The organism is Paenibacillus sp. FSL R5-0766, assembly GCF_037971845.1.
In the GTDB taxonomy this organism is placed as follows: Bacteria; Bacillota; Bacilli; order Paenibacillales; family Paenibacillaceae; genus Paenibacillus.
In genome coordinates this window covers 4,998,955-5,011,255 of the sequence record NZ_CP150227.1, presented here as the reverse complement: position 1 = coordinate 5,011,255, position 12,301 = coordinate 4,998,955, and the positions used below count along the sequence as shown (strand labels likewise).

The 12,301-nt window shown below is 46.1% G+C and carries 12 protein-coding genes; 7 read left to right on the top strand and 5 right to left on the bottom strand.

The genetic code is table 11. The features are described from left to right. Positions 1-232: 232 nt before the first annotated feature. A complete protein-coding gene (locus MKY66_RS21700) occupies positions 233-820 on the top strand; it encodes a DUF1629 domain-containing protein (RefSeq protein WP_076214141.1) in 588 nt (195 codons plus the stop codon). A 154-nt stretch (positions 821-974) separates the two neighbouring features. On the opposite strand, the gene MKY66_RS21695 is transcribed toward MKY66_RS21700, so the two are convergent. Further along, the gene (locus MKY66_RS21695) at positions 975-1,541 is read right to left on the bottom strand and encodes a TetR/AcrR family transcriptional regulator (RefSeq protein ID WP_339805868.1); all 567 of its coding nucleotides are present in this window, start codon (positions 1,539-1,541) and stop codon (positions 975-977) included. Positions 1,542-1,693: 152 nt separating this feature from the next. Between MKY66_RS21695 and MKY66_RS21690 the strand changes: the two genes are divergently transcribed. Then, positions 1,694-2,596 carry a CPBP family intramembrane glutamic endopeptidase gene (locus MKY66_RS21690; RefSeq protein ID WP_076214147.1) on the top strand — a complete coding sequence of 301 codons (903 nt, stop codon included), beginning with the start codon at positions 1,694-1,696 and terminating at the stop codon, positions 2,594-2,596. A 159-nt stretch (positions 2,597-2,755) separates the two neighbouring features. Here MKY66_RS21690 and MKY66_RS21685 read toward each other — a convergent pair whose 3' ends face one another. Further along, a complete protein-coding gene (locus MKY66_RS21685) occupies positions 2,756-3,592 on the bottom strand; it encodes a sulfurtransferase (protein WP_076214150.1) in 837 nt (278 codons plus the stop codon). Between the two features lie 63 nt (positions 3,593-3,655). Beyond that, positions 3,656-4,600, bottom strand: coding sequence for a DMT family transporter (locus tag MKY66_RS21680; RefSeq protein WP_076214153.1), 945 nt, complete (start codon positions 4,598-4,600; stop codon positions 3,656-3,658). A gap of 228 nt (positions 4,601-4,828) precedes the next feature. Here MKY66_RS21680 and MKY66_RS21675 point away from each other — a divergent pair, with 228 nt between their 5' ends. From MKY66_RS21675 to MKY66_RS21665, 3 genes are all read left to right on the top strand, one after another. Next, positions 4,829-5,731 carry a polysaccharide deacetylase family protein gene (locus MKY66_RS21675; RefSeq protein ID WP_256704299.1) on the top strand — a complete coding sequence of 301 codons (903 nt, stop codon included), beginning with the start codon at positions 4,829-4,831 and terminating at the stop codon, positions 5,729-5,731. A gap of 40 nt (positions 5,732-5,771) precedes the next feature. Beyond that, complete coding sequence (locus tag MKY66_RS21670; RefSeq protein WP_076214158.1) at positions 5,772-6,425, top strand: YkyA family protein; 654 nt, start codon at positions 5,772-5,774, stop codon at positions 6,423-6,425. Between the two features lie 142 nt (positions 6,426-6,567). Next, positions 6,568-7,458 carry a hypothetical protein gene (locus MKY66_RS21665; protein ID WP_076214161.1) on the top strand — a complete coding sequence of 297 codons (891 nt, stop codon included), beginning with the start codon at positions 6,568-6,570 and terminating at the stop codon, positions 7,456-7,458. A gap of 217 nt (positions 7,459-7,675) precedes the next feature. Here MKY66_RS21665 and MKY66_RS21660 read toward each other — a convergent pair whose 3' ends face one another. Both MKY66_RS21660 and MKY66_RS21655 read right to left on the bottom strand, forming a co-directional pair. Next, positions 7,676-8,848 carry a mannitol-1-phosphate 5-dehydrogenase gene (locus MKY66_RS21660; RefSeq protein WP_076214164.1) on the bottom strand — a complete coding sequence of 391 codons (1,173 nt, stop codon included), beginning with the start codon at positions 8,846-8,848 and terminating at the stop codon, positions 7,676-7,678. A gap of 47 nt (positions 8,849-8,895) precedes the next feature. Then, the gene (locus tag MKY66_RS21655) at positions 8,896-9,564 is read right to left on the bottom strand and encodes an HAD-IA family hydrolase (RefSeq protein ID WP_017687123.1); all 669 of its coding nucleotides are present in this window, start codon (positions 9,562-9,564) and stop codon (positions 8,896-8,898) included. A gap of 498 nt (positions 9,565-10,062) precedes the next feature. Here MKY66_RS21655 and MKY66_RS21650 point away from each other — a divergent pair, with 498 nt between their 5' ends. Beyond that, positions 10,063-10,989 carry an ADP-ribosylglycohydrolase family protein gene (locus MKY66_RS21650; protein ID WP_076214167.1) on the top strand — a complete coding sequence of 309 codons (927 nt, stop codon included), beginning with the start codon at positions 10,063-10,065 and terminating at the stop codon, positions 10,987-10,989. A 26-nt stretch (positions 10,990-11,015) separates the two neighbouring features. Next, positions 11,016-12,263: an MFS transporter gene (locus tag MKY66_RS21645; RefSeq protein WP_076214170.1), complete on the top strand. Its 1,248-nt coding sequence runs from the start codon at positions 11,016-11,018 to the stop codon at positions 12,261-12,263. Positions 12,264-12,301 lie beyond the last annotated feature (38 nt).

The following is a 12,301-nucleotide window of genomic DNA, read 5'->3' as shown; positions in this document are numbered from 1 at the left end:
CTGTTAAAGTGTTGATTAAGGTCTGTATATTCATATGTATATCAAAGCAAGGGGCAGGGTACTCACGTTAGTGGGTGATCCGGCCCCTATTTTGCATGCAAGTTGACTCTGTTGACTAATATATGACCAATGATTTTAAGGAGCTGGGAAGCCATCTTACATTTCAATGAACATCTTTTATTATGTGTATAATTGATCGAAAAGCACTTCATTCGGAAAGGAGCATCATTCTTTGAACTATTATTTTCTGGAATCTCAATATCCACGTAGAGGTTTTATTAGTGGTGGAACAACCTTCACTCCCGAATTAGATATGAATTATTTGGCGATAGAGAATCCGTTACCAGAGGGGACAACAGCTGAGGTTGAGTTACTGCCTACGGTGCGCAACCTGAACGTAGATTATTTTGAGACGATCACAGGAACGAGACACGTATCAGATCGTTTTAAAACGCTGTTGGAGGAAACGAAAACAAACACACAGTTTATTCCGACAACGGTCTGTTACCACGACGGTCGTTCGGTTGAAAAAACCTACTGGACTGCACATCAGCTTGATCGTTTGGATGTTTTTGATTATGAACGTTCGGAGTATGGGCGCAAAGCGGTCATTGCTGCATCTGTACAACAGCCTCCACGTAAGATCGTCAAAGTTGTATCTCAAATCTGCCTTCATGAAGAGCGAATTGGCAATCATGAATTTTTTATGCTGGATTATATCAATATCTTCAAACCCATTGTTTCAAAAGATTTTTACGAAGTATGCCGAAAACATAAGCTAAACCTGAACGTGACAGAAGTCGGAAATGTAAGCAGCTAAATGCTACATGATTATAATGAAAGCGCAGAGAAGCCCGTGCAAAACGTGGGCTCTTTAGTTTTTATTTTCCCCGACAGCCACCTGATTTTCCTGCGTATTTTGCTTGGCCCGGATCAGCTTACTTAGCTCCCCGATCTATGCGTCAAGTTTTCCTTTAACGAATAATCCAATTGATATAGTCTTGTATCATTTCTTTGCTTCGTGTTCTATTTATCTTATCCGGCTCTAAATACAAATTGAGAGCCATCCCATTGATAAAGGCATACAGCTTTTCTTGTTCCTTCTCTTCATCGGTTTTGCGCAGAAGACCTTCATTTTTCAAGTACATGATGCAGTTCTTGATTGCGTTTTGGAGGTCCACATAATTGGCGTCGAACCCTTTTTTCGTTTTACCATAGCTTACAAATGCAAACCAAACCTCCATTTCCAATAATGTTTGTTCATCCGTCGGGACTAGTTCGAGCAAGTATTCAACAATTCTTTCTTGAGGGTCCAGTTCTCTTGCATTCAGATTTCTTAGTCGAGTAAGTACCTTTTCCTTAACTAACTCCATTGCAAACGCTAATAGGCTCTCTTGTTTTGAAAAGTAATGTCTTAAAGCGCCTTGTGATAATCCGGCCCCCTTTGCAATCGTTCTTGACGTTGCATGATGAATGCCTTTCTCACTAATGATTTTCCAAGTAGCTTCAGCGATAATATTCTTCATTTTCTCATGGTCCACGATTTTTGGCATACACACAGAATATCATATTATTTAACTCAACTGAAATAAATAGACGATTAAGATGGATTGTGCTAGAGTTTATTTAACTCAACTGAATTAAAAAAAGAATGGGGCAAACGCGACATGCCACTCAAAGGAGTGCAAGTGGAATGAATCAGCAATTCAAAGTAATGCTTCCAGCATGGGGAAAGGCAATCGGCTTATTATGCATGATTATTATATTTGCTGCTGTACTGTGGTTAGTGTGGACCGGAAACTTGAATATAAGGTACACAGCTGATCGTGAGGAAGTGATTCCAATATGGCATAGTATGTTGCCGGCATTCCTTGGCATCTTTCTAATCCGTATGATTCCTTATAAAAGTCAAAATCACCGGTGTTTCCAACAAATGGATAAAAAGAACTTGGTCGTTCAATCGATTGTATTATTACTGTCAGGCGTTTTATTTACGGTTTCTCTGATATCGATAGACCAGCAAGGATTACATTTCCAGCTATATTATTTGGCGTTCAAATTGACAACACTATTGTTCATTCCGTTGATTTTATTGCTGATTTATCGCAAAATGACTGCCAGGCAACTAGACATTATTTCGGCAAAGCCTCGCTCTCGCGGACACGTCATTGCACCAATGATCGTTATTGTGGTCTGGAGTTATCTAAAGTTCTATTCCCCAATTGCACAACCAGAAGGAGCAATCGTATCAACCGATATGACAGAATTACTACTCTTGGTGTTGATTGGTTTTATGATCAATAGCGTATTGGAGGAAGTTTTTTATCGGGTATGGCTGCAAACCCGATTGGAGGCATTGCTTGGAAGATGGCCCGCCATACTACTAGTTTCAATACTATGGTCCATTTGGCATGTCGCCATTCAAGGAAATGGTCAGTGGGATATTGATGTGGCAACAGTGATCGCAAATCATGGGGTTACGGGTCTGTTTCTTGGTTATTTATGGGCCCGCTATCGTAAAATATGGGTGATTATCTTGGCTCATGGACTCATGAATGCTTCCCCTCATTTTCTTTTGCAGATCCTGTTTCATTGAGCGGGAAAATATCTTGTTGGATCAGTTTTCGCGTGCAACGATGCCTCTATCTCTCCCGTATACCCGGATGACGCTCATGCACTGAAAATACACCGCCCCAGGCATCAGCCTGCATGGCGGTGTATTTGTTTTGAGATACTGTAGACTTGTGCTCTTTACCTACTCTTCCCCCGTTGCCACCGGATTCCCCTCATAACTAATCCAGTCGCTCCAGCTTCCGGAATACAATTTCACATTCGAGAATCCCGCTTCTTCCAGTGCAATCACGTTAGGGCAGGCCGAGACGCCTGATCCGCAATACACGATAATCGCACCATCCTTGTCCAGCTTACTGAAACGCTCTTCTAACACGCCAGTATCTGTCCAACGTCCATCCCAATCCAACACATCTTTCCAAAAATAATTCACCGCACCCGGAATATGTCCGGCCTTGGCATCAATCGGTTCCTCCAGACCCGCATAGCGGCGAGCATCGCGAGAGTCGATTAACACGGAGCTGCCACTTGCTGAAGCCTGCTGAACATCCTGGGCACTTGCCAGCATAGCTGGCTGCACATTCACCTCAAAAGAAGCCGGGATCTGAACCGGCACATCCGTGGTCACCGGGAATTTGGCGTTTTTCCAAGCGGAGAAACCTTCGTCCATGATATACACCTGTTCATGACCGATGTAGCGCAGCAGCCACCATAGCCGAGATGCATTCATCCCGCCTTGATCGTCATAAGCAACAATACGACTATTGGAGCCGATGCCAGCTTTGGAGAGACGACTTGCGAGAAGAGCCGGATCAGGAAGCGGGTGACGCCCTCCGTGCGCAGACACAGGAGAAGACAGATCTTTTTCCAAATCGAGAAAGACAGCTCCTGGAATATGTCCAGCTTCATAGGCTTGTCTTCCAGCCTCCGTTTGACCGAGCAAGAATCGGCAATCTGCAATGACCACATCCGGTTCATACATTCTGGCGAGCAGCCAGCGCATGGATACAATATTTTTCATGAAAATACACCGCCTTATGAGAGTGGTAGAGTCGTTTATAACTATGCATTACGAAAAAATACGTTATACCGTGGTAGGTTCAACAGGCCCTTTGCCAGCGATAGGAGCATCAGCAGGAATAGGTTGAGGTTTGGTTTTGCCATATCGAATGAAGATCCATACCCCGAATATAATGACAACCCCGGCAGACATCTGTAATGCACTGAGGGATTCGCCGAGCAGCATCCAGGCCAGCAACGAAGAGAATACGGGTTCCCCAAGTACGCCCATGGATACCGTTGTGGCATTCATATATTGAAGCAGCCAGTTGAAGAGATAATGTCCAAAGATCGTTGGCACAATGGCGAGTAGCAGGAAGATTCCCCACTCTGACGCAGCGTAACCTCCGAACGGATGGCCCATGATCAGATTATATACCGCCAGCGTGCAGGCAGCCACGAAGAACACCCAGAAGTTATACGAAAATGCACTAAGTCCCGCTCGCAAAAATTGACCCAGCAGCATATGGACAGCAACTGCAATTGTGCCAAGTAAAGACAGGATATCACCTTGCAGAGCAGTACCTGCCAACTGGAAATCTCCTGCGCCAATGACGATTGATCCAAGCAGGGCGATGCCCATGCCGATGATCATCATGCGGTTAATTTTGGCTTTGAACAGCCATACCGAACCGGCAAGAATCAGTATAGGCTCCAGCGCGAGAATAACTGTGGAACTGGCAACACTGGTGAGCCGTAGCGAACCCATCCAGAGCAGGAAATGAAGGGCCAGCATCACACCGGATGCAAGCAGCAAGCCCCACTGCCGTATGCGTAGACGCGTCATCTCATGTCTGTATTTCCAGACAAAAGGCAGCATTAGCAGATTGGTCAGAAATAGACGGTACATGGCAATGACCGCAACATCTGCGGTAGACCAGCGTACAAAGATCGAAGAAAAAGAAATGGCGATAATGCCGACAATGAATAACAGATAGATGGATCTGCCGGCACGGTTCAAGCTTGTCATGGGTGTAGCTCCTTCTTGAAGTCTGATGGCGTAAATCACTTCATTATACAGGAGAAGGTAACCGCAGGAAAGATAAAGAGAACGAAGAGATAAGTAGATTGTAACCGGGCTTGTAACTATTCTGTCATTCTCCCGATCCATTTTTCTATTAATCTTCTATATAGAGACATGAAACGAGATAATATACCAATAATCGGGAAAAAATGAAAGTAAGGAAGTGGCATGACAGTGAGAGTTCAACAAGAGAGAGCGGGAGAACGTGGCAGTATTCCGCCTAGCACAAGTCGCACGAAAACACATAAACGAAGAAAAATCCGGTATGGAAGGGTAAGCATAGCTCTAATGCTCCTGGTACTGTTCGTTACCGGTATTACATATGTATTCCTTGGCATGACGCATTGGATCAAAAGCGTTGTGGCGCCGCCTCCGATTACTGTAATAGAACAGCCCGCCAAGCTTGGCATGATACAAGTTACTCCGGATGCGAAGGAGGAGCCGGCCCGGTTCCAGGGCCAGGTTCGCAAATTGGCATACATAACGTTTGATGATGGGCCAACTGAATATACGGAACAACTGCTGGATATTTTGAAGCAGCATGAGGCAAAAGCTACCTTTTTCATGATCGGACGTCAATTGAATCAGCATCCAGAAGCAGTGAAACGGCTGTTGAAGGAAGGCAGTTATCCTGGACTCCACAGCATGACGCATAACTATAAAAAGCTGTATAAGAGTGGCAGCTCTGCGAACTTTGTGAAAGAGTTCAAGAAAGAGCAGAAGATGGTGCAGGACCTGATTGGTTTTACACCTCATCTGATTCGTGCACCTTATGGCAGCAGTCCACAGATCGGTGAAAAGTTCAGAGGGGACATTGCTGCGGCCGGGTTCAAACTGTGGGACTGGACGACAGATTCACTCGATTGGAATCTTCCCGGTCAGCCTGACAAGATTGTGGCCCGCGTGAGCAAAAGTGTACATCGGGATAAGGAAGTGATTCTGATGCACGAGCGGGAGCAGACCGTTCAGGCTTTACCGCGTATTCTGAAGCTACTCGAGGATCGGGGTTACGAGTTCGAAGTATACGATCCGGATGCACACTGGGTAGCCAATTTTAGCGGGGATAGCCGTTTGTAATATAACAACAAGATGATGATGCAAGAGAGGAAGGACTTGGGTGCTAACGAGTAAAAAAGTGGCGCTTGCGGCAGTTAGTGTATTGCTAATTCTGCTGGTGAGTGGTTGTGGAGATCCGCAGGAGCCTGCGGCAAATCAGGTAAACCAATTGGTGCTCAGTGGTCAGGAGATCGATCAGAGTTTGAAGACGCTGACCAGTCATGAGCAGGAAGATATGAAGTTATACAAGTCTATTTTGGACAAAGGCAAGAACACAAACAGTGATCTCGAAGCACTGCTGGATCAGGCAGCAGGTCATATTCATGAACGAAGAACGTTGTTGAAACAGGCGGAAGAGGCCATGAAACAGACCAACGAGAAGACGGTGGCCCTGCGCAGTTCATTGAAAGAACTATCATTTGAAAAAGAAAAAACATTGGCACAGGCTGAAAAGGTGCTGGATCAATATGAAGCAAGAGCACGTGCATTGGAAAATTTTGTTGCCTCGTATCAGTTGAGTCTGAATGCCGATGAGCAGTTGTATGATCTGATGAGAGAAAGTGCAGAACCTAATCTGGTTAAGATTAAACGAGCCATCCGGGTGCGGAATAGCGAATATGCGAAGCTTGCTGAATTCCGAAAGCAATTTAACCTCCAGACCAAAGCATTTAACGGAGCCAATGCCAAACTGGTACAGATGGATCAAGCCGGTTAGGTAGAGGATCACAATAATCTTTCAGACATTGTGCATGATTGAGCTGCCTTTCTCCCGTGTAAGTACTAGTATACAGCCAAGCCAATGGATGAGAAGCAACATGGACAAGCATCATTGCGTATAAGCTAACGGAGGTGTTCATATGCGAAAAGGAAATACAATGAAAGTCAGTGCATCACTCCTGGTTTTACTTATGGGATTCTCGCTTGTGGCCTGTGGGAACAGTAATCCTGCTGCACAGCCACCAGTGAATAATACGGAAGAACAGTCACCAGCACCGGAGCAAAAACCGAATGAAAGTGCTGTAATAGAAGCAGAAGGTATTCTGACTGGATGGGCTGATCCGCATACCGTTGAGATTCGAGTGAATGAGAAGCCGATGTCATTTCAGGTGAGCGAAGATCTGCAGAAGTCTCTGGATGATATCGATGACGAAGATTCCGTGCGTTTCAAATATGTAGAGAAAACGATTGATGCAACTACGAAACAGCTGGTACTTACAGAGATTGCAAAGATTGAATCGAGTGATGACAATAACGGTTCCAATGCAGGCGGTGCTGTAACGTCCGATCGCCCGAAGACGTCAGAGCTTGAAGTGACGGTAGAAGGAATGACCGAGAAACGCCCAGTGACACTGGCACAAGCAAAAGGTTATTCACTTTATGTGTTTGAACCGATGGCTTTTGATGCGGAAGACCATGAATTAACAATGAAGATTGATCCGGATTATGAGGTAGAGATTGAGAAGCTGCCGGCGGATTTTAATCTGGATATGTTGAAGATGGATGCCAAGGAAGAGTTGTCCGAGACCGGAGAAGTGAAGCAATTGACAGCTGAACAACTCAGTAACGGGCCGATGAAGGATGCAAGATTGTATATGATGTCCCAGAATGATAAGAAAACAGAGTACTTTATTGTGAAAGAACTGGACGGCAATGGTTTCATTTTCCACATCCAAGCACCTATTGGTGAACCTTCGGAAGGTTTCCTGCCCATGGCTTATGCATCCCTCAATTCCATTATGAATGAGTAGAAAATTAAATTAAAAAGATTCCCTAAACAGCGTGTTTCCTTGAGAGAGGAGATGCGCTGTTTTATTAACGTTACTACCATAGAGATAGAATGTACCGTGTCGCGTCGTGCATAGACAAAGAGCCGGAAGGAGCGATGCAGCTGCATAGGTTCCTCCCGGCTTCTTGGCCGTGCTTCTATTCAGTTTGCAGGATCGAACCCATGCCCTGATCCGTTACTCAGGTTAGTATAGTCGATTCCTTGCGCCCTCTGAGTTCTTGATAACGGGCGATTACATTCTGATGAACGGGATGTTCGTCGGGAATTCCCATGCGTTCACGGATGAAGGTGGAGACGCCATCTTCGCGAATCATGTGTTGTAGCTTCATGGCTTCTTCGTCGCGTTTGTCATTAAACAGCATTGCGGCCGCCATAGCAGAAGTTAAATGAGGAATTTCAATTCCGAATTCACTGGCCTGCAGCGCTGGGCGAACAAGCCGATCATGAGGCGAAAGCTTGCGAAGGGGGGAACGTCCAACCCGGGTGACCTGATCCGTCAGGTTGGGATTGGCGAAGCGTTCCAGTATGGTGTCGATATATTTGTTATGCTTCTGTGCGTTGAATCCATGCTTCTGGATGAGCATCTGACCCGTCTCTTCCATAACATGGCGGACCTTGGCCCGAAGGGTAGAGTTACTCATGACCTGTCGAATGGTCTTGAATCCTTCGAGATAGCCGAAGTATGCGGCGACACAATGGCCTGTATTGACCGTAAACATTTTACGCTCGATATAAGGTTCAAGCGAATCCACATAGTGGACGCCATCTATTTTCTTAAATCCATCCAGAAGTGCTGGACGATGAACGACCCATTCGTAAAAAGGTTCAACAGTGACCTGCAGCGGGTCTTTGTGGTTTTGAGCCGGAACAATCCGGTCCACAGCTGCATTGGGGAAAGAAACATAACGTTCGGCTTTTTTGCGAGTTTGTTCATCCAGAAAAGGATAGATGCGTTTCTTCAGCCTGGTGCTGCCACCGATGGCATTTTCGCAAGCGATAATATGCAGTGGAGCCTGATTATTGTTTTTCATGCGAAGTTGAATGCCTTTGGCGATAGGTTCGGCGATATCTCCGAGTGCAGATACACCCACCGCGGTTGTGATCACATCGGCTGAAGCAATCTCTTCAGCAACCAGATTCTGCTCATTCACATTGATCGCCGTCACGTTGTTGACAATCGTAGTGTCCCGATCGCTATTGGCAAGTGTAATCGGATATTCCTGTCTCTCTTGAAGCATGGAGATTTTCTTCGGGTTACGTGCGACAAAGCAGACTTCGTAGTTGGAAGCGGACAACATATGACCGATAAAACCGCGGCCTATATTGCCCGCACCAAAATGTACAGCTTTCATGTATGAACTCCCCCTTTAAGGATTAAATCGCGAAATTCGTGCAGACCTTAGACGGTAGTGACGAGTGGCTTCGAAATCAAATCGTTAAATGTAAGGTCAGTCAAGCAAGACAGCCGTTGGTGAGGCATATCGAATTCCAGTGTTCCTGTGATGGTATTCGAGATGACTACGCAGTGCATACCAGCCGCAGCAGCTGCACGCGCGCCGTTAGGTGAATCCTCAATCGCTACGGCTTCGTCTGCAGTTACTCCAAGGGCTTCAAGCGCTTGATTGTAGAGTTCCGGATCAGGCTTCACATTTGCAACATCATCTGCCGTACGGATAACTTCAAAATAATCTTTCAGTTTCAGTTGTTCCAGATGCTGTTCAACCCACTCCCGTTTGGAGCTGGAGGCTACAGCGAGTTTTAGCCCAGCTTTACGCGCTTCATCAAGATAGTTCTGAATGCCAGGACGAACCACCTCTTTGTTCATCAATGCAGCGTGCTGCAACTGAACGGATTCCCTGAACGCTTCCCGATCGATCGGAAGATTCAAATCTGTGATGAGGTACTCATATGGATTAAATGTTTTCAGACTGGTACCGATGCATTGTGAATACATCTCCAGGGTTAAATCTACGCCGTGTTCCTTGTAAGCATCGCGAAAAGCAATATACCATGCTGTCTCTGTATCAATAATCGTTCCGTCGAAATCAAACACCAGTGCCTTAATCATAAATTTGTTCCTCCTGTTTCAGAATTAGTTTGGGGATAATAATGAAAATTTTCTGCAAATTCATTCCCTGTATTCATTAACCTGCGGGATATTAGTTGACACAATAAACCGAAAATGAATATTAATTTGGGAAAAAATATGCGTTTGAAGCTAATAAAACCGTAACATAGGACAAACCAAAGGGTCAAGTGCGTCATGATTGTTTACATTGAAAATTTTCACATGTATGATTTGTTTTCAGAAAATTATGAACGTTGCAAACCGTTAACCCTTTTGCATGTAAGCGGTGTACTGAATAAACTGTTTTTACAGCTTAAAAAAATAAAACTTTTTTTATGAAAATTTGATCATCTGGCCGTTCAACAGCTTTCGACACTTTTATAATAGAAGAAATGGAGCTGAATGTATTGGATTTTATTAGCTTTACGCCAGATCAGGCCCTGTGGGAAAATGGAAGAAAGATTCTGAAAGTATATGGAGTAAGGGAGGAAGACAAGCATGTTGCAAAAGGACCGTTTTAAGGGCTGCTTCATCGGGCTTGCAGCGGGTGATGCGTTGGGGACTACCGTGGAATTCAGTAGCCCGGGCGCATTTGAACCCGTAACGGATATCGTGGGTGGCGGCGTATTCGGTCTGGAGGCAGGGCAGTGGACAGATGATACGTCGATGGCTCTGTGCCTGGCAGAAAGTCTGGTACGCAAGGCAGACTTTGATCCTGCAGATCAGATGCGCAGATACACCAATTGGTACAAGGTCGGGTATATGAGCAGCACAGGCGATTGCTTTGATATCGGCGGGGCCACGCGAAGTGCCTTGGAGAGGTTTGAGATAACCGGAGAAGCCTACAGCGGATCAACGGACCCGATGACGGCGGGCAATGGCTCTATTATGAGGCTTGCACCTGTTGCGATGGCTTATGCCAATTGTCCGCAAGAGGCAGTTCATTATGCCGGGCTGAGCTCCCGGACAACACATGCTGCAACGGAAAGTGTGGAAGCATGTGAAGTGCTAGCCGCAATAATTGTTGCTGGTCTGCGCGGAGCGGACAAGAGCGTCATGCTGATGCCGGAGACATGCAGACAGTGGAGGGAAGAACCTGCTTTTTCGCCCGCTATTGAAGAGGTTGTTATGGGTTCCTATCAGAGCAAAGAACCACCGGAAATTAAGGGCAGTGGCTATGTGGTTCGTTCACTTGAGGCAGCACTATGGGCGTTCCATAAGTCATCGAGCTTTGAAGAAGGTGCGTTGTTAGCTGTTAATCTGGGTGATGATGCGGACACTACGGGCGCGGTGTATGGGCAGATCGCAGGTGCTTATTATGGACTGAGTGGTATTCCAGCACACTGGCGGGACAAGCTGGCCATGCGTGAAACGTTCGAACAACTAACAGATGCCTTATGGTTGAAGGCGACAGAAAATCGTTGATTAAGAGACAGGAGAAGAGAACATCTATGAGCACGACTGGACACACATTACAACCACAGGCTTCACAGTCAGGTAAACGAGGGGCGTTTCCATTATCCCTTTTATGTCTGACGATTGGGGCTTTTGCGATTGGTATGACTGAATTTATTATTATGGGCTTACTGCCTAATGTGGCAACAGACCTGAATGTAAGTATTCCACAGGCAGGACAACTCATTACGGGATATGCACTTGGTGTAGCGGTAGGTGCGCCGATTTTGACCGTATTTACACACAAGATTCCGCAGAAAAAACTGCTGGTGCTGCTGATGTGCATTTTCGTTATCGGGAACGCATTGTCTGTCATTGCTCCCACCTATGGGTTGTTAATCTCAGCACGGATCTTAACGGCATTTGCCCATGGTACGTTCCTGGGTGTAGGTTCAATCATGGCGACGCGGCTTGTTGCACCCGAGAGAAGGGCAGGAGCGGTATCGGTTGTTCTCGCAGGGCTTACGATTGCCAACATCATTGGCGTTCCATTTGGTACGTTTATCGGGCAACAGCTTGGGTGGAGATCATCCTTCGGGGCGATTACGATCTTGGGCATCGTTTCGTTGATTGGTATCATTCGTTTCATTCCCGTCCTCCCGCAAGGAGCACCAGCGAACCTGGGACAGCAATTCCGGAATCTGGTTCGTCCCCAAGTGTTGCTGGTTCTGCTTATTGGGGCGTTGGGGTGCGGAAGCTTGTTCACAGTCTTCACCTATATTACGCCGATGCTTGTGGATATTAGCGGCTTTGCGGAGCAAAGTGTGACCTGGATTCTGGTGTTGTTTGGCTTCGGTGTAACCTTGGGCAATTTGGTTGGCGGCCGACTGGCAGACTGGAAGCTGATGCCTTCGTTAATCGTCAACTTTGGTATCCTTGCTGTTCTTCTGGCAGTGCTCACGCTGACGCTGGAGAATCCGTATCTGGCAGTGATCACGATATTTTTCTGGGGGGTTGCCGCTTTTGGTATTATGCCGGGACTTCAGATTCGGATTATGAATATGACTCTTGAAGCACCGCTACTTGCGACAACCTCAAGTCATTCGGCATTTAACCTGGGAAATGCCGCTGGTGCCTATATGGGTGGGTATGCAATAACGCATACGGGACTTATCTCAGTGCCTTTGTATGCCGCAGTTATTGCCGCATTGGGGTTAGTGGGGTTATTCGTAAGTTTGGTAATGGATCGTAAACAGCGTCTGCCGGAGATTCCGAACGTTGTTGAGCCGGTATCGGTACAATAAAAGACTGATAAAAAAACAGCCTCAGTTTCCTGTATGTC

Coding starts and splice junctions, on each gene's coding strand:
- MKY66_RS21680 (WP_076214153.1), bottom strand. CDS start 4,600: ATGACAAGCTTGAACCGTGCCGGCAGATCCATCTATCTGTTATTCATT.
- MKY66_RS21690 (WP_076214147.1), top strand. CDS start 1,694: ATGAATCAGCAATTCAAAGTAATGCTTCCAGCATGGGGAAAGGCAATC.
- MKY66_RS21660 (WP_076214164.1), bottom strand. CDS start 8,848: ATGAAAGCTGTACATTTTGGTGCGGGCAATATAGGCCGCGGTTTTATC.
- MKY66_RS21650 (WP_076214167.1), top strand. CDS start 10,063: ATGTTGCAAAAGGACCGTTTTAAGGGCTGCTTCATCGGGCTTGCAGCG.
- MKY66_RS21665 (WP_076214161.1), top strand. CDS start 6,568: ATGCGAAAAGGAAATACAATGAAAGTCAGTGCATCACTCCTGGTTTTA.
- MKY66_RS21685 (WP_076214150.1), bottom strand. CDS start 3,592: ATGAAAAATATTGTATCCATGCGCTGGCTGCTCGCCAGAATGTATGAA.
- MKY66_RS21655 (WP_017687123.1), bottom strand. CDS start 9,564: ATGATTAAGGCACTGGTGTTTGATTTCGACGGAACGATTATTGATACA.
- MKY66_RS21645 (WP_076214170.1), top strand. CDS start 11,016: ATGAGCACGACTGGACACACATTACAACCACAGGCTTCACAGTCAGGT.